This window comes from Streptomyces sp. CBMA152, assembly GCF_014596475.1.
Classification (GTDB): Bacteria; Actinomycetota; Actinomycetes; order Streptomycetales; family Streptomycetaceae; genus Streptomyces.
Genome location: NZ_MECJ01000024.1, coordinates 1 through 25,325, shown reverse-complemented (window position 1 = coordinate 25,325; position 25,325 = coordinate 1). Strand labels below are relative to the sequence as shown.

Here is a 25,325-nt window from a genome sequence, read left to right as displayed (position 1 = left end):
GGGGGCAGTTAGGGGTTGTCGGGGAGATTACGCGGCGAATAGCCTGCCGCTGAGCCACCGATTCCGTCGGGAATCGAACCGGCTGTATTCCCGATGTATTTCTCGGTTTTTTGCAAACAGTTTTCCGGTGCCGTCTGCTGCAAATGGGTGGTTGCGTTAAATGGCGAATGAAGAGACGCTGCGGGACTACCTGAAGCTGGTGACAGCGGATCTGCATCAGACGCGTCAGCGGCTGCGCGACGTGGAGGCGAAGAACCAGGACCCCATCGCCATCGTCGGCATGGGCTGCCGCTACCCCGGCGGGATCACGTCGCCGGAAGAGCTCTGGCAGCTGGTCGCCGACGGTGGTGACGCCATCTCCGGCTTCCCCGCCGACCGTGGCTGGGACATGGAGAAGGTCTATCACCCGGACCCGGAGAACCCCGGCACCAGTTACGCGAACCAGGGCGGCTTCGTCCAGGACTTCGCGCGGTTCGACCCCTCGCTCTTCGGCATCTCGCCGCGCGAGGCCCTGTCCATGGACCCGCAGCAGCGACTGCTTCTCGAAACCTCCTGGGAGGCGTTCGAGCGGGCCGGTATCGACCCGACCTCGATGCGGGGCAAGCAGGTCGGCGTCTTCGTCGGCACCAGCAACCACGACTATCTGACGGCGCTGCTGAGCTCCTCCGAGAACGTGGAGGGCTACCTCGGCACCGGCAACGCGGCGAGCGTCGCCTCCGGCCGACTGTCGTACACCTTCGGCCTCGAAGGCCCCGCCGTCACCGTCGACACCGCCTGCTCTTCCTCCTCGGTCGCCCTGCACCTCGCGGTGCAGGCGCTGCGCAACGGCGAGTGCTCGCTCGCCCTCGCGGGCGGCGCGACGCTGATGTCCGCGCCCGGCACCTTCATCGACTACAGCAAGCAGCGGGGCCTGGCCACCGACGGCCGCTGCAAGGCGTTCTCGCCGGACGCCGACGGCTTCAGCCTCGCCGAAGGCGTCGGCATCCTGCTCGTCGAGCGGCTCTCCGACGCCCGCCGCAAGGGGCATCCCGTGCTCGCCGTCGTGCGGGGCACCGCCGTCAACCAGGACGGTGCGAGCAACGGCCTCACGGCCCCCAACGGCCCTTCCCAGCAGCGCGTCATCCTCCAGGCGCTCTCCAACGCCCGCCTCACCCCCGACCAGGTCGACGCGGTCGAGGCGCACGGCACCGGTACGGGCCTCGGTGACCCGATCGAGGCCCAGGCCCTGATCGCCACCTACGGCCAGGACCGCCCCGAGGGCCGCCCGCTGTGGCTCGGCTCCCTCAAGACCAACATCGGTCACGCGCAGGCGGCGGCCGGTGTCGCGGGTGTCATCAAGAGCGTCATGGCCATCCGCCATGGCGTGCTGCCGCGCACCCTGCACGTGGACGAGCCGACCCCGGAGGTCGACTGGAGCGCGGGTGACGTGGCCCTGCTCACCGAGGCGCGCCCCTGGCCGCAGGGCGACCAGCCGCGCCGCATCGGTGTCTCCTCGTTCGGCATGAGCGGCACCAACGCCCACATCATCCTGGAAGCCGCCGCGGAACCCGCGGCCGAGCCGCAGACCGACGCCGTCCCGGACGCCGGGGCGACCGTCCTGCCCGTCGTGCTGTCCGGCAGGACCGAGGCCGCCCTGCGCGCCCAGGCCGCCGCGCTGCACGCCCATGTCACCGCCCACCCCGACCTCGCGCTCGCCGACCTCGCCCTCTCGCAGTCCCTCACCCGGGCCGCCCTGGACCGCCGTGCGGCCGTCGTCGCCGACGACCGTGACGGCCTCCTGACCGGACTCGCCGCACTGGCGCAGGGGAACCCCGGCGGCGATGTGATCGAGGGCAGCGCCACGGAAGGCAAGCTGGCCTTCCTGTTCACGGGTCAGGGCAGCCAGCGGCTCGGCATGGGCCGTGAGCTGTACGACACCTACCCCGTCTTCGCGAAGGCGCTGGACGAGGTCTGTGCGCACATCGACACGCATCTCGAAGTACCGCTGAAGGATGTGTTGTTCGGGGACGACCGCGATCGTCTCGACCGTACGGAGTTCACGCAGCCTGCGTTGTTCGCCGTCGAGGTGGCGTTGTTCCGGCTGGTGGAGTCGTGGGGTCTGAAGCCCGATTTCCTGGCGGGTCATTCGATCGGTGAGATTGCCGCGGCGCATGTCGCCGGGGTGTTCTCGCTCCAGGACGCCTGTGAACTGGTTGCCGCGCGTGGCCGGTTGATGCAGGCGCTGCCCGCTGGTGGCGTGATGATCGCGGTGCAGGCGTCGGAGGACGAGGTGCTTCCGTACCTGACCGACCGGGTCAGCATCGCGGCCATCAACGGTCCGCGGTCGGTGGTCATCGCGGGTGAGGAGGACGCGGCGCTTGAGATCGTCGCGCAGTTCGCGGACCGTAAGTCGAAGCAGTTGACGGTCAGTCATGCGTTCCACTCGCCGCACATGGACGGCATGTTGGACGCCTTCCGCGAGGTCGTGGCGGGGCTGTCGTACGAGTCGCCCCGTATCCCTGTTGTCTCCAACCTGACCGGTGCCCTGGTCTCCGACGAGATGGCGTCCCCCGACTTCTGGGTACGTCACGTCCGTGAGGCCGTACGGTTCCTCGACGGTATCCGCTGGCTGGAGAGCCGCGGTGTCACCACGTACGTCGAACTCGGCCCCGGCGGTGTCCTGTCCGCCCTCGGTCAGGACTGCCAGACCGCCACCGGCCCCCGCGCCGCCGCTTTCCTTCCCGCGCTGCGCTCCGGCCGCCCCGAGGCGCGGTCGCTGAACGCCGCCGTCGCCGGCGCCCATGTGCGCGGCCTCTCCCCGGACTGGGCCGCCCGTTTCGCCGGGACCGGCGCCCGCCGCGTCGACCTGCCCACGTACGCCTTCCAGCGCGAGCTGTACTGGCCCCGCGACCCCTTCACCGACCTGGCGGATGTCGCCGAGGGCGGCGAACTCGGCGCCACCGACGCGAAGTTCTGGGAGGTCGTCGACAGCGAGGACCTCGCCGCGCTCGCCGAGACGCTCGGGGTCGACGGGGACCAGCCGCTCAGCAGTGTGCTGCCCGCGCTCTCCGCGTGGCACCGCCGCCACCGCGACCGCGACACCGTCGACGGCTGGCGCTACCGCGTCACCTGGAAGCCGCTCACCGACACCGCGCCCGCGCCCCTCACCGGCCACTGGCTGCTGGTCGTACCCGCCGCGCACGCCGAGGACCCCTGGGTGTCGGCCGCCGAGCGGGTTCTGACGGCACGCGGCGTCACCGTGGGCACCCTCGTGCTCGACGCGACCCTCGACGACCGCGCCGCCGTCACCCGGCGGATCGGCGAAGCCCTCGCGGACGCCGAGGCGCCCGCCGGGGTGCTCTCCCTGCTCGCGCTCGACGAGCGGCCCCACCCGGAGGACCCGGCCCTGTCCGCCGGGCTCGCCGCCACCGCCGCCCTCGTGCAGGCGCTCGGCGACGCCGGCGTCGACGCCCCGCTGTGGAACGCCACCCGGGGCGCGGTCTCCACCGGCCGCTCCGACCGCCTCACCAGCGCCACCCAGGCACAGGTCTGGGGCTTCGGCCGCACCGCCGCCCTCGAACTGCCCGGCCGCTGGGGCGGTCTCGTCGACCTGCCCCAGGCTCCCGACGAGCGGGCCGCGGGCCGGCTCGCCGACATCCTGGGCGGCCTCGGCGGCGAGGACCACCTCGCCGTCCGCTCCACCGGCGTCTTCGTCCGCAGGCTCACCCGTGCCACCCAGGACGAGCGTCCCGCCACCGAGTGGACGTCCGGCGGTACGGCGCTGGTCACCGGCGGCACGGGCGCGCTCGGCCGACACGTCGCCCGCTGGCTCGCCCGCACCGGCGCCGACCACCTGCTGCTGGTCAGCAGGCGCGGCCCGGGCGCCGAGGGCACCGAGGAACTCGCCGCGGAACTGCGCGCTCTGGGCGCCGAGGTCACCTTCGCGGCCTGTGACGTCGCCGACCGCGACGCGGTCGCGGCGCTGCTCGCCGCCATCCCCGCCGAGCATCCGCTGACCACCGTCGTCCACGCCGCGGGAACCCTCGACGACGGTGTCCTGGACAGCCTGACGCCGCAGCGGTTCGCCGGTGTCCTGCGCCCCAAGGCCCACGCGGCACAGGTCCTGCACGAGCTGACCCGCGACCTCGACCTGTCGGCGTTCGTGCTCTTCTCCTCCGTCGCCGCCGTCTTCGGCGCCGCCGGACAGGCCAACTACGCGGCTGCCAACGCCTTCTTGGACGCCCTGGCCGAGCAGCGCCGCGCCGAAGGGCTGCCCGCCACCGTCCTGTCCTGGGGTGCCTGGGGAGACGGCGGCATGGCCACCGACGAACTCGTCGCCGAGCGCCTGCGCCAGGCGGGACTGCCCGCCCTCGCGCCGGAACTGGCCCTGTCCGCCCTCCACTTGGCACTCACCCAGGACGAGACGGCGTCCGTGGTCGCCGACATCGACTGGGAGAAGCTGGCCCCCGGCCTCACCGCCGTACGCCCCTGCCCGCTGATCGCCGATCTTCCCGAGGCCGCGCACGCGCTCGCCGCGGCCGCCGCGGCCACCACGCCCGGCGCCGCCGCCGACAGCTTCGGGCACCGGCTGGCCGCCGCCCCGGCGGACGAACGCGAGCAGCTCGCCCTGGAATTCGTCCGCACCCAGGTCGCCGCCGTCCTCGGGCACGCGGGACCGGAGTCCGTCGACCCGGCCAGCGCCTTCCGCGACCTCGGCTTCGACTCGCTCACGGCCGTGGAGATCCGCAATCTCCTCACCTCCCGTACGGGCCTGCCGCTGCCCGCCACACTGATCTTCGACTACCCCAACTCCCTGGCCCTGGCCGCCCATCTCCAGGACGAGATCCTGGGCTCCCGGGCGACGGACCCGGCCCTGCCCGCCCTCGCGTCGGCCGGGCGGGACGGCGACGACGACCCCATCGCGATCGTCTCGATGAGCTGCCGCTTCCCCGGCGGCGTACAGACCCCGGAAGACCTCTGGCAGCTCCTGGTCACCGGCCGCGACGCGATCTCGGGCTTCCCCGCCGACCGCGGCTGGGACCTCGACGGGCTGTACGACCCCGAGTCCGCCGCCGAGAACACCAGCTACGTCCGGGAAGGCGGCTTCCTGGACGGCGCCGCTGACTTCGACCCCGCGTTCTTCGGGATCTCGCCGCGTGAGGCGCTGGCGATGGACCCGCAGCAGCGTCTCCTCCTGGAGACCTCGTGGGAGGCGTTCGAGCGCGCCGGGATCGACCCCGCCGTCGTGCGCGGCGAGCAGATCGGCGTGTTCACCGGTACCAACGGCCAGGACTACCTCGACGTCATCCTGGCCGCCCCCGACGGCGTCGAGGGCTTCCTGGGCACCGGCAACGCCGCGAGCGTCGTCTCCGGCCGCGTCAGCTACGTGCTCGGTCTTGAGGGCCCGGCCGTGACGGTCGACACCGCCTGCTCCTCGTCGCTCGTGGCCCTGCACTGGGCGATCCAGGCGCTGCGCAGCGGCGAGTGCACGATGGCCCTGGCCGGTGGCGTGACCGTGATGTCCACACCCGCCTCCTTCATCGACTTCAGCCGTCAGCGCGGGCTCGCGGAGGACGGCCGGATCAAGGCGTTCGCGGCGGGCGCGGACGGTACGGGCTGGGGCGAGGGCGTCGGCATGCTCCTCGTGGAGCGGCTCTCCGACGCACGGGCCAAGGGCCACCCCGTCCTGGCGATCGTGCGCGGCTCGGCCATCAACCAGGATGGCGCCAGCAACGGCCTCACCGCCCCCAACGGCCCCTCCCAGCAGCGCGTCATTCGCCAGGCCCTCGCCAGCGGCGGCCTGACCACCGCGGACGTCGACGCCGTCGAGGCGCACGGCACGGGCACGAAGCTCGGTGACCCGATCGAGGCCCAGGCCCTCCTGGCCACGTACGGTCAGGACCGCGAGGCCGACCGGCCGCTGCTGCTCGGCTCCATCAAGTCCAACCTCGGCCACACGCAGGCCGCGGCCGGTGTCGCCGGCGTGATGAAGATGGTCCTCGCCATGCGGCACGGGATCCTTCCCCCCACGCTGCACGTCGACGAGCCGACCCCGCACGTCGACTGGACGGCCGGCGAGGTGACCCTGCTGACCGAAGCGGTGTCGTGGCCCGAGACCGGCCGCCCGCGCCGGGCCGGTGTCTCCTCCTTCGGCATCAGCGGCACCAACGCCCACACCATCATCGAGCAGGCCCCCGACGAGCCCGAGCCCGTACGGAACAGCGAGCCGGCCGGAACGCCGGCCGACCGCCCCCTGCCGTGGCTGCTCTCCGCCAAGACCGACGACGCCCTGCGCGACCAGGCCCGCCGCCTGCTCGCCCACACGAAGCTGCACCCCGAACTGCGCCCCGCCGACCTGGGCCTCTCGCTGGCCGACGGCCGCTCGGCCTTCGAGCGCCGCGCGGCCGTGGTCGCCGACGGCCGAGAAGGCCTGCTGGCCGGGCTGGAAGCCCTGGCCGAGGGCGGCTCGGCGGCAGGTCTGGTGGCAGGCGCCGTGAACGCCGGGAAGCTCGCCTTCCTGTTCACGGGCCAGGGCAGCCAGCGGCTGGGCATGGGCCGTGAGCTGTACGACACCTACCCGGTGTTCGCGGATGCGCTGGACGCGGTGTGCGCGCACATCGACACGCACCTTGAAGTCCCGTTGAAGGATGTGTTGTTCGGGGACGATGCGGGTCTGGTGGACCGTACGGAGTTCACGCAGCCTGCGTTGTTCGCGGTTGAGGTGGCGTTGTTCCGCCTCGTGGAGTCCTGGGGTGTGAAGCCCGACTTCCTGGCGGGTCATTCGATCGGTGAGATCGCTGCGGCGCATGTGGCGGGGGTGTTCTCGCTCCAGGATGCGTGTGAACTGGTTGCCGCGCGTGGTCGGTTGATGCAGGCGTTGCCGACGGGTGGCGTGATGATCGCGGTGCAGGCGTCGGAGGACGAGGTCCTTCCGTACCTCACCGACGGTGTGTCCATCGCGGCCATCAACGGCCCGCAGTCGGTGGTCATCGCCGGTGACGAGGACGCCGCGCTCAAGGTCGTCGCGCACTTCGAAGGCCGCAAGTCGAAGCGGCTGACGGTCAGTCACGCCTTCCACTCGCCGCACATGGACGGCATGTTGGACGCCTTCCGCGAGGTGGTGGCGGGGCTGTCGTACGAGTCCCCGCGTATCCCGGTTGTCTCCAACCTGACCGGTGCCCTGGTCTCCGACGAGATGGCGTCGCCCGACTTCTGGGTGCGTCACGTCCGTGAGGCGGTTCGTTTCCTCGACGGCATCCGTGCCCTCGAAGCGGCTGGTGTCACCTCGTATCTGGAGCTTGGCCCGGACGGGATTCTGTCCGCCCTCGCGCAGGAGTGCGTCACCGAGGACGCGACCTTCGTACCCGTGCTCCGCAAGAACCGTCCCGAGGCCGAGACGGCGACGCTCGCCCTTGCGCAGGCACACGTCCGGGGCACTGCCGTCGACTGGCAGGCGTACTACGGGGGAACCGGCGCCCAGCGCGTCGACCTGCCGACGTACGCCTTCCAGCGCCAGCGCTACTGGCCCGCCGTCTCCTCGCTCTATCTCGGCGATGTCGAGGCCATCGGCCTGGACGACACCGCCCACCCGCTGCTCAGTGCCGGTGTCGCGCTGCCCGAGTCCGACGGCATGGTGTTCGCCGGACGACTCGCGCTCTCCACGCACCCCTGGCTCGCCGACCACGCCATCCTCGGCAGCGTCCTGCTGCCCGGTACGGCCTTTGTGGAGCTCGCGACCCGCGCCGGGGACCAGCTCGGCTGCGACTACCTGGAGGAGCTGACCCTCGAAGCGCCGCTCGTCCTGCCCGAACACGGCGGCGTACAGCTGCGGGTGTGGGCCGGCGCCGCCGACGAGGCCGGGCGCCGCCCCCTCGCCGTGCACTCCCGCGCCGAAGGGCTGGCCGCCGAGGAGCCGTGGACCCGGCACGCCAGCGGTGTGCTCGCCGAGGGCGGGCGGCCGCCGGCCGCCTTCGACCTGACGGCCTGGCCCCCGGCCGACGCCACCGAGGTGACGCTGGACGGGCGCTACGACGGGCTCGCCGACATCGGATTCGCCTACGGGCCCACCTTCCGTGGCCTGCGCACCGCCTGGCAGCGCGCCGGCGAGATCTTCGCCGAGGTCCGGCTGCCCGAGGGCACCGAGGACCAGGCCGGACGGTTCGGCCTGCACCCGGCGCTGCTCGACGCGGCCCTGCACGCCATCGGACTCGGCGGCATAGGCGCCGACGACGGCCAGGGACGGCTGCCCTTCGCGTGGACCGGCGTGTCCCTGCACGCGGCCGGCGCCGCCGCCCTGCGCGTCCGGCTCGCCCCGGCGGGTGCCGAAGGCGTCCGGCTGGAGATCGCCGATGCCTCGGGCGCGCCCGTCGCCGCCGTGGAGTCGCTCGGCCTGCGCCCGGTGACGGCCGATCAGCTCCGTGCGGCGCGCACCACGTATCACGAGTCCGTCTTCCGCAAGCAGTGGACCGAGCTGCCGGGCCTCGCCGCTCCGGCCGACGTCCGGTACGCGCTCCTCGGCGACGGTGACACCGTCGCGAACGCCGACCGCTACGCCGACCTGTCGGCGCTGACCGCCGCCGTCGACGCGGGAGCGACGGTGCCCGACGAGGTCGTCGTCGCCCTCGCCCCCGTCGCCGGCACCGCACCCGCCGTCCACGGTGCCGCGCACGACGCGCTGGCGCTCGTCCAGACCTGGCTGGCGGAGGACCGGTTCGCCGCCTCCCGCCTGGTGGTCGTCACCCGGGGCGCGCTCGCCGCGGGCCCGGACGACGAGGTGAGCGACCTCGCCGCCGCCACCGTCTGGGGTCTGCTGCGGTCCGCGCAGTCGGAGAACCCCGGCCGCGTCGCGCTCGTCGACACCGACGGCCACGCCCGCGCCGAGCAGGCCCTGCGCGCCGCGCTCGGCTCCGACGAGGAGCGGTTCGCGCTGCGCGCCGGGACCGTGCTCGTGCCCCGGCTCGCCCGCGTGGCGAAGGGGCAGGACGAGCCCGGCACCACCGTCGGCGCCTTCCGGCCCGGCGGCACGGTCCTGATCACCGGTGCCACGGGTGCGCTGGGCGGCCTCGTCGCCCGGCACCTCGTCACCGAGCACGGCGTGGAGCGGCTGCTCCTCGTCGGCCGGCGCGGGGCCGCGGCGCCCGGCGCCGCCGAACTCGTCGCCGAACTGGCCGAGTTGGGCGCCGAGGCGACCTGGGCCGCGTGCGACGTGGCGGACCGGGACGCGCTCGCCGCGCTCCTGGCAGCCGTGCCGGCCGCGCACCCGCTGACCGCCGTCGTGCACACCGCCGGTGTGCTGGACGACGGGATCATCTCCTCGCTGACCCCCGAGCGACTCTCCAAGGTCCTGCGCCCCAAGGTGGACGCGGCCCTGAACCTGCACGAGCTGACCCGGGATCTGGACCTGGCCGCGTTCGTGCTCTTCTCCTCCACCTCCGGCGTCTTCGGCGGTCCCGGGCAGGGCAACTACGCCGCCGCCAACTCCTTCCTGGACGCCCTCGCCGAGTACCGGCACGCCCACGGGCTGCCGGCAACCTCGACGGCCTGGGGCCTGTGGTCCGTGGCCGACGGCATGGCGGGCGCCCTGGACGCGGCCGATGTCAACCGGATGCGCCGGGCCGGACTGCCCCCGCTCACGGCGGCGGACGGCCTGGGGCTTTTCGACGCGGCACTCGCCCTCCCCGACCCGGCCCTCGCCCTGATGCGGGTCGACACCGAGGCCCTGCGCGCCCAGGCGGCCGCGGGGACCGTCGCGCCGCTCCTGCGCTCTCTCGTACGGGGTGTGGCCCGGCGGTCCGTGGACGCGTCGGCCGCTTCCGGTGCGGCGGAGTCCCAGCTGCGTGGCAGGCTCGCCGCCCTCTCCGCGCCCGAGCAGGACCGTGCGCTCCTTGACCTGGTCCGTACCGAGGTCGCGGCCGTCCTCGGCCACGCGGGCCCCGCGGCCGTCGAGTCGGCCCGAGCCTTCAAGGAACTGGGCTTCGACTCGCTCACCGCGGTCGAGCTGCGCAACCGGCTGAACGCGGCCACCGCGTTGCGTCTGCCCGCGACCTTGATCTTCGACTACCCGGACCCGACCGTCCTCGCCCGCCATCTGCGCTCCGAGCTGATCGGCGACGACACGACGGCCGCCGTGGCCGAACCGGTGACGGTGACGGCCGACGGCGACCCCATCGCCATCGTCTCCATGAGCTGCCGCTACCCCGGCGGTGTCCGCACCCCCGAGGACCTGTGGCAGCTCCTGACGGCGGGCGCCGACGGCATCACCCGTCTGCCGGAGAACCGCGGCTGGGACACCGAGGCGCTGTACGACCCCGACCCGGAGAGCCAGGGCACCAGCTACGCCCGGGACGGCGGCTTCCTGCACGACGCCGCCGAGTTCGACGCGGCCTTCTTCGGGATCTCGCCGCGCGAGGCCCTGGCGATGGACCCGCAGCAGCGTCTCCTCCTGGAGACCACGTGGGAGGCCTTCGAGCGGGCCGGCATCGCACCGTCCGCCGTGCGCGGCACCCGTACGGGCGTCTTCGCCGGCGTCATGTACCACGACTACGGCGCGCGCCTGCACGCCGTGCCCGAGGGCGTCGAGGGCTACCTCGGCACCGGCAGCTCCAGCAGCATCGTGTCCGGCCGCGTCGCCTACACCTTCGGCCTGGAGGGCCCGGCGGTCACCGTCGACACGGCGTGCTCGTCGTCGCTGGTGGCCCTGCACCTCGCCGCGCAGGCGCTGCGCAACGGCGAGTGCGACCTCGCGCTGGCGGGCGGTGTCACCGTGATGTTCACGCCCGGCACCTTCATCGAGTTCAGCCGCCAGCGGGGTCTCGCCGCGGACGGCCGCTGCAAGTCCTTCGCGGCCGCCGCCGACGGCACCGGCTGGGGCGAGGGCGCGGGCGTGCTCCTCCTGGAGCGCCTTTCCGACGCCCGCCGCAACGGCCACCAGGTCCACGCGGTCCTGCGGGGCTCCGCCGTCAACCAGGACGGCGCGAGCAACGGCCTGACCGCTCCCAACGGCCCGTCCCAGCAGCGCGTCATCCGCCAGGCACTCGCCAACGCCGGTCTGCCCGCCGGGCAGGTCGACGCGGTCGAGGCGCACGGCACCGGCACCACCCTCGGCGACCCCATCGAGGCCCAGGCCCTCCTGGCCACCTACGGCCAGGAGCACACCGACGACCGGCCCCTGCTGCTCGGCTCGGTGAAGTCCAACCTCGGTCACACCCAGGCCGCCTCCGGTGTCGCCGGAGTCATCAAGATGGTCATGTCGATGCAGCACGGCGTCCTGCCGAAGACCCTGCACGTCGACGAGCCCACCCCGCACGTCGACTGGTCGGCGGGCGCGGTGTCCCTGCTCACCGAGCAGGTGCGGTGGCCCGAGACGGGCCGCCCGCGCCGCGCGGGCGTCTCGTCCTTCGGCATCAGCGGCACCAACGCGCACGCCATCATCGAGCAGGCCCCCGACGCGGCGGAGCCCGCCGCCCGGGAAGGCGAGCCGGAGCCCGCGGGCCCGGCGCTCGTCCCGCTGGTCGTCTCGGCCCGCAGCGAGGAGGCCCTGCGCGCCCAGGCCCGGCGCCTGCACGCCCATGTGCACGCCGACCCCGCGCTGCGCACCGCCGACCTTGGCCTGTCGCTGGCGACCACCCGCTCGGCCCTGGAACAGCGGGCCGCGCTGGTCGCCGGGGACCGGGAGGAGCTGCTGCGCGGCCTGGACGCCCTGGCGCGCGGCGAGGAGACGGCGGGAGTGCTGCGCGGCTCGGCCCGCGACAGCCAGACCGCGTTCCTGTTCACCGGGCAGGGCAGCCAGCGCCTCGGCATGGGCCGCGAGCTGTACGACACCCACCCGGCCTTCGCCGGGGCCCTGGACGAGATCTGCGCCGAGCTGGACCGGCACCTCGAACGTCCCCTGAAGGACGTGCTGTTCGGCGACGACCGTGATCTCCTCGACCGTACGGAGTTCACGCAGCCTGCTCTGTTCGCCGTCGAGGTCGCGCTGTTCCGTCTGGTGGAGTCCCTGGGCCTGAAGCCGGACTTCCTGGCGGGCCACTCCATCGGTGAGATCGCCGCCGCGCACGTCGCCGGTGTGTTCTCGCTCCAGGACGCCTGTGAACTGGTCGCCGCCCGGGGCCGGTTGATGCAGGCGCTGCCTGGTGGTGGCGTGATGATCGCGGTGCAGGCGTCGGAGGACGAGGTGCTTCCATACCTCACCGACGGTGTGTCCATCGCGGCCATCAATGGTCCTCAGTCGGTCGTCATTGCGGGGGACGAGGACGCGGCGGTCAAGATCGTCGCGCAGTTCCCGGACCGCAAGTCCAAGAAGCTGACGGTCAGTCACGCCTTCCACTCGCCGCACATGGACGGCATGCTCGCCGACTTCCGCAAGGTCGCCGAAGGGCTCGTCTACGCGTCCCCGCGTATTCCGGTCGTCTCGAACCTGACCGGTTCCCTGGTCTCCGACGAGATGACCGACGCCGACTTCTGGGTGCGTCATGTCCGTGAGGCCGTACGGTTCCTCGACGGCATCCGGGCCCTGGAGGCCGCGGGCGTCACCACGTACGTCGAGCTCGGCCCCGACGGCATCCTCTCCGCCCTCGCGCAGGACTGCGTGAGCGGCGAGGACGCCGCCTTCGTGCCGGTCCTGCGCGACGGCCGCCCCGAGGCGGAGACGGTCACCACCGCCCTCGCACGGGCCCACGTCCAGGGCGTGCCCGTGGACTGGGAGGCCTGCTTCTCCGGCACGGCCGCCCGGCGGGTGGACCTGCCCACGTACGCCTTCCAGCGCAAGCGCTACTGGCTCGACGTCGGCGTCTCCGTCGAGGACGTGCTGGCCGCCGGCCTCGACTCGGCCGACCACCCGCTGCTCGGCGCCACCGTCGAACTGCCCGCGTCCGACGGGTACGTCCTGACCGGACGTCTCGCGCTCTCCACCCACCCGTGGCTCGCCGACCACACGGTCATGGACACCGTCCTGCTGCCCGGCACGGCCTTCGTCGAACTGGCCCTGCGCGCCGGTGAACAGTGCGGCTGCGACACGGTCGAGGAGCTGGCCATCGAGGCCCCGCTCACCCTGCCCGAACAGGGCGCCGTCCAGCTCCAGGTGAGCGTCGACGCGGCCGACGAGGCCGGGCGCCGCAACCTGACCCTGCACTCCCGCCGCGCCGAGGCCCCCACCGACGAGCCGTGGACCCGCCACGCCACCGGTGTCCTCGCGCCCGCCGCGCAACTGCCCGCGTTCGACCTGGCCCAGTGGCCGCCGGCCGACGCGGTGCCCGTACCCACCGACGGCTTCTACCCGGCCGCGGCGTCGGCCGGACTCGGCTACGGCCCGGTGTTCCGGGGCCTGCGCGCCGCCTGGCGGCGCGGCGAGGAGCTGTTCGCCGAGGTCGCGCTCGACGAGGCGTACGAGGGCGACGCCGCCGCCTACGGCGTGCACCCCGCCCTGCTCGACGCCGCCCTGCACGCGATCGGTCTCGGCGCCCCCGGCGGCGAGGACGAGCCCGAGGGTGCGCGGCTGCCCTTCGCCTGGACCGGTGTGCGGCTGTACGCGGCCGGTGCCGCGGGCATCCGGGTCCGGCTGACCGCCGCCGCGTCCGGGGGAGTGGCCCTCGACGTGGCCGACTCCACCGGTGCCCCGGTGGCCTCCGTCGACTCCCTGGTCCTGCGTCCGGTCTCGGCACAGCAGCTCGGCGGTGACCGGGCCGCACACCACGAGTCCCTGTTCGGCGTCGAGTGGGCCAAGCTGCCCGTCGCGGCGGACGCGGTGCCCTCCGGCGAGCGCTGGACGGTCCTCGGCGACGACGGGCCGGACCTGCGGATCGCCGGCGAGCGGCTGGACGCGTACGCCGGTCTGACCGCGCTGCGCGACGCGCTCACGGCCGGGGCGCCGACGCCGGACGTGGTCTTCGTACCGCTCTCCTCCACCGCCTCCGACAGCGGCCGGGCCGCCACCGCCCGGGCCGCCGCCCACCACGCGCTCGCCCTCCTCAAGGAGTGGCTGGCCGACGAACGCCTGGAGGACGCGCGCCTGGTGTTCGTCACCCGGGGCGCGGTGGCGGCCGGGCCGGACGAGCCGGTCACGGACCTGGCGCACAGCCCGGTATGGGGTCTGGTGCGCTCCGCGCAGTCGGAGAACCCCGGCCGGTTCGTCCTGGCGGACACCGACGGCACCGACGCCTCCCTCGGGGCACTGGCCGCCGCGCTCGCCACCGACGAGCCACAGCTCGCGCTGCGGTCGGGCGAGGCACACGCCTTCCGGCTGCGCCGCGTCGCCCGCGACACGTCCGCGCAGTCCACGGACGGAGCGGGCCGCGCGGAGACAGCCCTGCGGGGCATCGACGCCGGCGGCACCGTCCTGATCACGGGCGCCGGCGGCACCCTCGGCAGGCTCTTCGCCCGCCACCTGGTCGCCGCCCACGGTGCCCGGCACCTGCTGCTGCTCAGCCGTCGTGGCGAGCGGTCGCCGGGTGCGGCCGAACTGGTCGCGGAACTGGCGGAGTTGGGCGCGCAGGCCACGTGGGTTGCGTGCGACGCGGCCGACCGGGACGCGCTGGCCGTGGTCCTGGCCGCCGTACCGCAGGACCGTCCGCTGACGGCGGTCGTGCACACGGCCGGTGTGCTGGACGACGGGATCATCGACTCGCTGACCCCCGAGCGCCTGGACACCGTCCTGCGGCCCAAGGTCGACGCGGCCTGGAACCTGCACGAACTGACCGAGGGCAGCGAACTCTCCGCCTTCGTGCTCTTCTCCTCCGTCGCCGGCTCGTTCGGCGCGGCGGGCCAGGGCAACTACGCGGCGGCCAACAGCTTCCTGGACGCCCTCGCCCAGCACCGCACGGCCCGTGGTCTGACCGCCAGTTCCCTCGCCTGGGGCCTGTGGGGCACCACCGACGGCATGGCGGGCGCCCTCGACGACGCCGACCTGACCAGGATGGCCCGCTCCGGCGTGGCCGCGCTCGCACCCGAGGAGGGGCTGGCGCTGTTCGACGCCTCCCGCACCCTGGACGACGCGGTCCTCGTGCCCATGCGGGTCGAGCTGGGCGCGCTGCGCGCCCAGGCCGCGGACGGCACCCTGCCTCCGCTGCTGCGCGGACTGGTCCGTACGCCCGCGCGCCGGGCCGTCGACTCCGGCACCCGGACCGGGGCGCGCCCCGGCACCGGGAGCGCCCAGCCGCTCGAAGAACGGCTCGCGGGTCTCCCGTCCGCCGAACGCGCCCAGCTGCTCATGGAGTTGGTCCGTACCCAGGTCGCCGCGGTCCTCGGCTACGGCGGACCGGACGACGTCGAGGCCGCACGCGGCTTCCTCGACCTGGGATTCGACTCCCTGACCGCGGTCGACCTGCGCAACCGGCTCACGGCGAGCTCCGGACTCCGGCTGCCCGTCACGCTGATCTTCGACTACCCGTCGCCCGCCGCGCTCGCCGACTACCTCGGCGAGAAGCTCGGCCAGGGCGACCCGGCCCGCAAGTCCGTCCATGCAGAACTCGACAAGCTCGAATCGATCCTCTCGACGGTCGGCTCCGACGACGTCGAACGCGCGGGCATCACTGCTCGGTTGCGAGACCTTCTGGCGAAGTGGAATGAAACGCACAGTGCACAGGACAGCGCCGCAGAAGAGCGGGAAATCCAGTCCGCCACGGCCGACGAGATCTTCGATCTCCTCGACGACGAGCTGGGCTTGTCCTGAGCCGCACCGGTCCAGCCGGTCCGGTTCCCACTTTCCGACCCACAGGCTCCGCGCGAGCTTTCCGACTCTGATCACGGGGATGGCGTAAATGGTGAACGAGGAGAAGTACCTCGATTACCTCAAGCGGGCGACGACCGATCTCCGCGAGGCCCGACGGCGGCTGCGTGAGGTCGAGGAGCGGGAGCAGGAGCCCATCGCCATCGTGGCGATGAGCTGCCGCTACCCCGGGGGCGTCGACACCCCGGAGCAGCTGTGGGAGCTCGTGGCCCGCGGCGGCGACGCGGCCTCCCCGTACCCGGTGAACCGGGGCTGGGACGACGACGTCCTGTTCGACCCCGACCCCGAGAGCGGCATCGAGGAGTACGAGAAGGTCGGCGGCTTCCTGCACGACGCGGCCGAGTTCGACGCGGCGTTCTTCGGGATCTCGCCGCGCGAGGCCCTGGCGATGGACCCGCAGCAGCGGCTCCTGCTTGAGACCTCGTGGGAGGCGTTCGAGCGGGCGGGCATCGCCCCCTCGTCGCTGCGCGGCAGCCGTACGGGCGTCTTCGCCGGCCTCATGTACCACGACTACGCCGCCCGGCTGTTCAGCGTCCCCGAGGAGATCGAGGGCTTCCTCGGCAACGGCAGCTCCGGCAGCATCGCCTCGGGCCGGATCGCGTACACCCTGGGTCTTGAGGGCCCGGCCGTCACCATCGACACCGCCTGTTCGTCCTCGCTGGTCGCGGTCCACCTGGCCGCCCAGGCGCTGCGCAACGGCGAGTGCACGCTGGCCCTGGCCGGTGGTGTCACCGTGATGTCGACGCCCGGCACCTTCACCGAGTTCAGCCGCCAGCGCGGCCTCGCCGGCGACGGCCGCTGCAAGTCCTTCGCGGGCGCCGCCGACGGCACCGGCTGGGGCGAGGGCGCGGGCATGCTCGTCCTGGAGCGGCTGTCCGACGCCCGGAAGAACGGCCACCCCGTCGTCGCGCTCGTCCGCGGCTCCGCCGTCAACCAGGACGGTGCCAGCAGTGGCCTCACGGCCCCGAACGGTCCGTCCCAGCAGCGCGTCATCCGCCAGGCACTGGCCGGCGCCCGCCTGTCGGCCACCCAGGTCGACGTGGTCGAGGCGCACGGCACCGGCACCACCCTCGGCGACCCGATCGAGGCCCAGGCCCTCCTCGCCACCTACGGCCAGGACCGCCCCGAGGGCCGCCCGCTGTGGCTCGGCTCCATCAAGTCGAACATGGGCCACACCCAGGCCGCCGCCGGTGTCGCGGGCATCATCAAGATGGTCATGGCCATGCGCCACGGCGTGCTGCCGCAGACCCTGCACGTCGACGAGCCGACCCCGAACGTCGACTGGACCGACGGCGCCGTCTCCCTCCTCACCAGCAGCATCCCGTGGCCCGAGACCGGCAACCCGCGCCGCGCGGGCGTCTCCTCGTTCGGCATCAGCGGCACCAACGCCCACACCATCCTCGAACAGGCCCCTGAGGCCACCCCCGGTACTGAGGACGAGAGCCCCGCAGCCGTCGCCCCGGCCGTGCCGCCGCTGTGGAACCTCTCGGCCAGGACCCCGGCCGCCCTGCGCGCCCAGGCGGACAAGCTCCGCACCCACCTGGCCGCCCACCCCGGGCTGCGCGCCGGGGACGTCGCCCACTCGCTCGCGGCCGGGCGCACCGACTTCGACCACCGCGCCGTCCTCACCGCCGCCGACGACGCCGGACTCCTCCAGGCACTCGGGAACCTTGCCGCACTCGGCACCGACGCGACGGGACCGGGCATCACCCAGGGCCGCCCGGTCGCCGGAAAGACGGCGTTCCTGTTCACCGGCCAGGGCAGCCAGCGCCTCGGCATGGGCCGGGAGCTGTACGACACGTACCCGGCCTTCGCCGGCGCCCTGGACGAGACCTGTGCCGCACTGGACCCGCACCTCGAACGTCCCCTGAAGGACGTGCTGTTCGGCTCGGACGCGGAGGCGCTGGACCGTACGGAGTTCACGCAGCCTGCGTTGTTCGCGGTTGAGGTGGCGTTGTTCCGTCTGGTGGAGTCGTGGGGTCTGAAGCCCGACTTCCTGACGGGCCATTCGATAGGTGAGATAGCTGCTGCGCATGTGGCCGGGGTGTTCTCGCTCCAGGACGCCTGCGAACTGGTCGCCGCGCGGGGCCGGTTGATGCAGGCGCTGCCGACGGGCGGCGTGATGATCGCCGTTCAGGCGTCGGAGGACGAGGTCCTGCCGCACCTCACCGACCGGGTCAGCATCGCGGCCATCAACGGCCCTCAGTCGGTGGTCATCGCCGGTGACGAGGACGCGGCGAAGGCGGTCCTCGCGCACTTCGAAGGCCGCAAGTCGAAGCGGCTGACGGTCAGTCACGCCTTCCACTCGCCGCACATGGACGGCATGTTGGACGCCTTCCGCGAGGTTGTCGCGAGGCTGTCGTACGGCACCCCGAGCATCCCGGTTGTCTCCAACCTGACCGGTGCCCTCGTCTCCGACGAGATGGCGTCCCCCGACTTCTGGGTGCGACACGTCCGCGAGACCGTACGGTTCCTCGACGGCGTCCGCGCCCTCGCCGACCGCAATGTCGTGCACTTCGTGGAACTCGGCCCGGACGCGGTGCTCTCCGCCCTGGCCCAGGAGTGCGCCACCGGTGACAACGCCGCCTTCGTGCCGGTCCTGCGCAAGGGCCGGACCGAGACCGAGACCCTGACCGGCGCCCTCGCCCGGCTGCACGTCCGTGGTCTGAGCATCGACTGGCAGGCGTACTACGCCGGTTCCGGCGCCCAGCGCGTCGACCTGCCCACCTACGCCTTCCAGCGTGACACCTACTGGCTCGACGCCGGGCGGCCCAGCGGGGACGTCTCGTCGGCCGGTCTCGGCGCGGCCGGCCACCCGCTCCTCGGTGCGGCCGTCGAGCTCGCCGACATCGACGGCTTCCTCTGCACGGGCCGTCTCTCGCTCGACACCCACCCCTGGCTCGCCGACCACGCCGTCATGGGATCGGCCGTGCTGCCCGGCACCGCCTTCGTCGAACTGGCGATCCGCGCGGGCGACCAGGTCGGCTGCGACCTGCTCGAAGAGCTCACCCTCCACGCGCCGCTCGTCCTGCCCGAACAGGGAGGCGTGCAGCTCCAGTTGTGGGTCGGCGCCCCCGACGCCACAGGCCGTCGCACCCTCGGCGTCCACTCCCGCCCGGAGCCCACGACCCAGGACGCCACCGCCGACGAGCCGTGGACGCGGCACGCCGACGGCGTCCTCGCCGCCGGAGCCCCGCAGCCTCTCTTCGCCCCGGACGTCTGGCCCCCGGCCGACACCACCCCGCTGCCCGTGGAGACGCTGTACGCGGGACTCGCCGAGGCGGGGCTGGCGTACGGACCCGCCTTCCAGGGCGTCCGCGAGGCCTGGCGTCACGCGGACGGCACGACGTACGTCGAGGTCGAACTCGACGCCGGACAGCAGGACGAGGCCCGGCGGTTCGGGCTGCATCCCGCGCTGCTCGACGCGGCCCTGCACACCATCGGCCTCGCCGGACTGGTCGAGGACACCGGCCGGGGCAGGCTGCCGTTCTCCTGGAACGGGGTCGCCCTGCACGCCGTGGGCGCTTCGGTGCTGCGCGTGCGCCTGACCCAGGCCGGGCCGGACGCGGTCTCCCTGGCCCTGGCCGACGGTGAGGGTCGGCCCGTGGCCGACATCGCCTCGCTCGCGCTGCGCACCGTCGCCGAGCGGCTCGACGCCGGCCGGACCGGGCACCACGACGCGCTGTTCCAGGTGGAGTGGGCCCCGCTCGCCCTGCCCGACGCGGCCGAGGAGCGCTGGGCGGTGCTCGGTGACCCCGCCGGCCCGGACCGGTCGGCAGCGTCCGCCGTCGACCCGACCGCCGCGCTGATCGCGGCGCTCGACGCGGGCGAGCCCGCGCCCGGCGCCGTGCTCGTACACCACCCCGCGGCACCCCAGCTCACCGCGGAAGCGGTCCACGAGGCCGCCCACCACACGCTCGCCCTGCTGCGGCAGTGGCCGGCCGACCCGCGACTCGACGACACCCGCCTGGTGTTCCTGACCCGGGGCGCGGTCGCCACGGCATCCGGGGAGCCGGTGCCCGACCCCGTCCACGCGGTCGTCCGGGGACTGGTGCGCTCCGCGCAGTCCGAGCACCCGGGCCGTTTCGTCCTCATCGACACCGACGAGCCCCACGACACCGAGGACCGTCTGCGGGTACTCGCCGCCGCACTCGCAACCGGCGAACCCGAACTCGCCCTGCGCTCCGGCGCCGCCCGTGCGCCGCGCCTGGCGAAGGCCCCTGCAACAGCCCCGGCCGAGACCCCGCCGTACGACCGGGACGGCACCGTCCTGATCACCGGCGCCGGCGGCACCCTCGGCGGACTCCTCGCCCGCCATCTCGTCGCCGAGCGCGGCGCCCGGCACCTGCTGCTGCTCAGCCGTCGTGGCGAGCGGTCGCCGGGTGCGGCCGAACTGGTCGCGGAACTGGCGGAGTTGGGTGCGCAGGCGGCGTGGGTCGCGTGTGACGCGGCCGACCGGGACGCGCTGGCCGCGGTCCTGGACTCCGTACCGCAGGACCGTCCGCTGACGGCGGTCGTGCACACGGCCGGTGTGCTGGACGACGGGATCATCGACTCGCTGACCCCCGAGCGCCTGGACACCGTCCTGCGGCCCAAGGTCGACGCAGCCCTCCACCTCCATGAGCTGACCCGCAGCCTCGATCTGTCCGCCTTCGTCCTGTTCTCCTCGGCCGCCGGCGTCTTCGGCGCTCCCGGCCAGGGCAACTACGCGGCGGCCAACACGTTCCTGGACGCCCTCGCCCAGCACCGCCGCGCCCAGGGGCTCCCCGCCCAGTCGCTGGCCTGGGGCCTGTGGGAGGACGCCGACGGAATGGCGGGCACCCTCGGCCGGGCCGACATCGACCGGATGAAGCGCGGCGGCGTACACGGCCTCACCGCCGCCGAAGGCCTCGCACTGTTCGACCTCGCCGACGCCCTCTCCGGCCAAGGGGACGGCGAGTCGGCAGGCCACGCCCTGCTCGTACCGATGCGGCTCACCCTGCCCGCCCCGGGCGCCGACGTCACCCCGCTGCTGCGCGGGCTGGTGCGCACCCCCGCGCGTCGCGTCGCCTCCGCCGGGCGCGGCACCACGGACCCCACCGCCCTCTCGGCCCTCGAACAGCGGCTCCTGGGCCTCGACGCACCCGAGCGCGAGCGGTTGCTCGTGGACCTCGTCCGCGGCCATGTCGCCGATGTGCTCGGCCACGGGTCACCGGACGCCATCGACCCCGAACACGCCTTCAACGAGCTGGGCTTCGACTCCCTCACGGCCGTCGAACTGCGCAACCGGCTGGGCGCCTCGGTCGGCCGGCGCCTCCCCGCCACGCTCGTCTTCGACTACCCGACCTCGCTCGTCCTCGCCCGCCACCTGGTCGGCGAACTCACGGCCGGGACGGCCGAGGTCGCATCCGGCGGCCCCGTCTCCGCCGTCGCCGAGGACCCGATCGCCATCGTGGCGATGAGCTGCCGCTACCCCGGCGGTGTGACCACCCCCGAGGAGCTGTGGCGGCTCCTGGAGAGCGGCACCGACGCGATCTCCGCCTTCCCCGGCGACCGGGGCTGGGACGTCGAGTCGCTGTACGACCCCGACCCGGACAACCGGGGGACCTCGTACACCCGCCACGGCGGATTCCTGCACGACGCCGCCGCGTTCGACCCGACCTTCTTCGGGATCAGCCCGCGCGAGGCCGTCGGCACCGATCCTCAGCAGCGGCTCCTCCTGGAGACCACCTGGGAGGCGTTCGAGCGGGCGGGCATCGACCCGGCCACCGTGCGCGGCAGCCGCACCGGCGTGTTCGCCGGCGTCATGTACCACGACTACGCCGCCCTGCTGGAGAACTCCGCCGACGGCGCGGACGGCTCGCTCGGCTCCGGCAGCACCGGCAGTATCGCCTCCGGCCGGGTCTCGTACGCCTTCGGCCTCGAAGGCCCCGCCGTCACCATCGACACCGCCTGCTCCTCGTCGCTGGTCGCCCTGCACATGGCGGTCCAGGCACTGCGCACGGGCGAGTGCGACATGGCCCTGGCGGGCGGTGTCACCGTCATGGCGACCCCCGGCACATTTGTCGGCTTCAGCCGTCAGCGCGGTCTGTCGGCCGACGGCCGCTGCCGCGCCTTCTCGGCGGATGCCGACGGTACGGGCTGGGGCGAGGGCGCGGGCATGCTGCTCGTGGAACGCCTGTCGGACGCGCGGGCGAAGGGTCACCCGGTCCTGGCGATCGTGCGTGGTTCGGCGATCAACCAGGACGGTGCGAGTAATGGTCTGACGGCTCCGAACGGTCCGTCCCAGCAGCGCGTGATCCGCGCCGCTCTCGCGAGCGCCGGCCTCACCGCCGCCGAGGTGGACGCGGTCGAGGCGCACGGCACCGGTACGACCCTCGGCGACCCGATCGAGGCGCAGGCGCTGCTGGCGACGTATGGCCGGGAGCATTCGGACGAGAGTCCGTTGTGGTTGGGTTCGGTGAAGTCGAACTTCGGTCATACGCAGGCGGCGGCGGGTGTCGCGGGCATCATCAAGATGGTCATGGCCATGCGCCACGGCGTGCTGCCGCAGACCCTGCACGCCGACGAGCCGTCGCCCCACGTCGACTGGTCGCAGGGCGCGGTCTCGCTGCTGACGGACGCGGTGGAGTGGCCCGAGACGGGCCGTCCGCGCCGCGCGGGCGTGTCGTCCTTCGGCATCAGCGGCACCAACGCCCACACCATCATCGAGCAGGCGCCGGAGCTGCCCGAGGCGGCCGGCACCGCACCCGGGTCCGCGCCGGGCGTGCTGCCCCTGCGGCTCTCCGGCCGCAGCGCGGACGCCCTCGCCGCCCAGGCCCGCACCCTGCGGGAACACCTGACGGCCCACCCCGACACCGCTCTCCTGGACCTGGCGTACTCCCTGGCCACCGGCCGCGCCGCGTTCGACCACCGTGCCGTCGTCCTCGCGACGGACGCCGACTCGGTCACCACCGCACTGGACGCGCTGGCGGACCGTCGCCCGACCTCCGGCCTGGTGACAGGCACGGTCGACAGGGGCGGCCGGACCGCCTTCCTGTTCACGGGTCAGGGGAGTCAGCGGTTGGGGATGGGGCGTGAGCTGTATGACGCCTTCCCGGTGTTCGCGGAGGCGTTGGATGCGGTGTGTTCGCGTCTGGAACTGCCGTTGAAGGATGTGCTGTTCGGCGACGACCGTGATCTTCTTGACCGTACGGAGTTCACTCAGCCTGCGTTGTTCGCGGTTGAGGTGGCGTTGTTCCGGTTGGTGGAGTCGTGGGGTGTGAAGCCCGACTTCGTGGCCGGTCACTCCATTGGTGAGATTGCCGCCGCCCATGTGGCCGGGGTGTTCTCACTGGAGGACGCGTGCGCGCTCGTTTCCGCGCGCGGCCGTCTGATGCAGGCGCTGCCGACGGGCGGCGTGATGATCGCCGTGCAGGCGTCAGAGGACGAAGTCCTGCCGCATCTCACCGACGGTGTGTCCATCGCGGCCATCAACGGTCCGCAGTCGGTCGTCATCGCGGGCGACGAGGACGCGGCGCTTAAGGTCGTCGCGCACTTCGAAGGCCGCAAGTCCAAGCAGTTGACGGTCAGTCACGCGTTCCACTCGCCGCACATGGACGGCATGTTGGACGCGTTCCGCGAGGTTGTCGCGGGGCTGTCGTACGGCACCCCGCGTATCCCGGTCGTCTCGAACCTGACCGGCGCGCTGGTCTCGGATGAGATGGCGTCTCCCGACTTCTGGGTACGTCACGTCCGTGAGGCGGTTCGTTTCCTCGACGGCATCCGCGCGCTCGAAGCGGCCGGTGTCACCACGTACCTCGAACTGGGCCCCGGCGGGGTTCTCTCCGCCATGGCGCAGGAGTGCGTGACCGGTGAGGACGCGGTCTTCGTGCCCGTGCTCCGCAAGGACCGCTCCGAAGTCGAAGCGGTCACCAAGGCCCTGGCGCAGGGCCACGTCCGGGGCCTCGCCGCCGACTGGGAGGCGTTCTTCGCGGGGACCGGCGCGCGCCGCGTCGACCTGCCCACGTACGCCTTCCAGCGCGAGCGCTACTGGCCGACGACCGGCATCCCCCTGCCCGGCGACGCCGCCGGGCTCGGACTGGCCGCTGCCGGGCACCCGCTGCTCGGCGCGGCGGTTGCGCTGGCGGACGCCGACGGTCACGTCTTCACCGGCCGCCTCTCGCTGCGGACACACCCCTGGCTGGCGGACCACGTCGTCATGGGGTCCGTGCTCCTGCCCGGCGCGGCCCTCGTCGAACTGGCCCTGCACGCGGGCGAGCACGTCGGCTGCCGGGCCCTGGACGACCTGACGCTCCAGGCGCCGCTGATCCTGCCCGAGCAGGGCGCCGTCCAGCTGCAACTGGCCGTCGGGGCACCCGACGCCTCCGGCCGTCGCCCGGTGGCCGTCCACTCCCGCCCGGACGATGACGCGCCCTGGCTCCAGCACGCCGACGGCCTGCTGTCGGACGAGGTGCGGAGCACCGAAGCCGACCTCACCGTGTGGCCGCCGACCGGCGCGACCGCCGTGCCGGTGGACAGCGCGTACGAGACCCTCGGCGCGGCCGGGCTCGCGTACGGCCCGGTGTTCCAGGGCCTGCGCGCGGCCTGGCGGCGCGACGACGAGCTCTTCGCCGAGCTGGCCCTGCCCATGGACGTGCGGACGGACGCGGAGGCGTTCGGGCTGCACCCCGCGCTGCTCGACTCGGTGCTGCACACCCTGGCGCTCGGCGGCATCCTCACCGGTGCCGACGGCGATGAGGGCGGCGCCAGGTTGCCGTTTGCCTGGGGTGGTGTGCGGTTGCATGCGGTGGGTGCGTCGGTGGTTCGGGTGCGGTTGGCTCGGGCTGGTCGGGATGCGGTGTCGTTGGAGCTGGCTGATGTGGCTGGTGTGCCGGTTGCTTCGGTTGATTCGCTTGTTCTGCGGTCGGTTTCGCCGGAGCAGATCGGTGCGGCGCGTGGTGGTCGGCAGGAGTCGCTGTTCCAGATCGACTGGACGGAGCTTCCGGCCGACCGTACGGACGGATCGGCCGGTCCGCGCCACGCCGTGGTCGGCACCGCGGTGAAGGGGACGGGTGTCCCGGTCCACGCCGACCTCGCTGCCCTGGCGGCCATGGACGACGGCGTGCCCGAGCTGGTGTTCCTCACGGTGGACGACGCCACGGACGACGCCCTGCCGGGCGCGGTGCACGCACGTGCCGCCGATGCCCTCGCTCTCGTACACGACTGGCTGGCCGAGGAGCGATTCGCCTCGTCCCGGCTGGTGTTCGTCACCCGGGGCGCGGTGTCGACCGGCCCCGCCGAGGCCGTCCGTGATCTCGCGGGTGCGGCGGTATGGGGGCTGGTCCGGTCCGCCGGCACCGAGCACCCCGGCCGGTTCGCCCTGCTCGACATCGACGACCACGGTCTGCCGGAGCAGGCGGTGACGGCGGCCCTGGCCGCCGGAGAGCCCGAGCTCCTGGCGCGCGGCGGCGCTGTTCTCGCCCCGAGGCTGGCCCGTGCCGTGGTCGAGGAGACCGCGGGCATCGAACTCGCCTCTGATGGCACGGTGTTGGTGACGGGTGCGAGTGGTGCGTTGGGTGGTTTGTTTGCGCGTCATTTGGTGTCGGTGTGGGGTGTGCGTCATCTGTTGTTGGTGAGTCGTCGGGGTGCTGCGGCTGAGGGTGCT

At 73.4% G+C, this 25,325-nt stretch carries 2 protein-coding genes; both read left to right on the top strand.

What is annotated here, in order from left to right:
- The first annotated feature begins 160 nt into the window (after positions 1-160).
- Positions 161-15,643, top strand: coding sequence for a type I polyketide synthase (locus BG418_RS20325; protein WP_188275357.1), 15,483 nt, complete (start codon positions 161-163; stop codon positions 15,641-15,643).
- A 91-nt stretch (positions 15,644-15,734) separates the two neighbouring features.
- Positions 15,735-25,325: SDR family NAD(P)-dependent oxidoreductase (locus BG418_RS20320; protein ID WP_398999697.1), on the top strand; the 9,591-nt coding region annotated here is incomplete at its 3' end.

What these genes read in the sequence shown, in the direction of transcription:
- BG418_RS20325 (WP_188275357.1), top strand. Translation starts at nt 161, where the DNA reads ATGGCGAATGAAGAGACGCTGCGGGACTACCTGAAGCTGGTGACAGCG.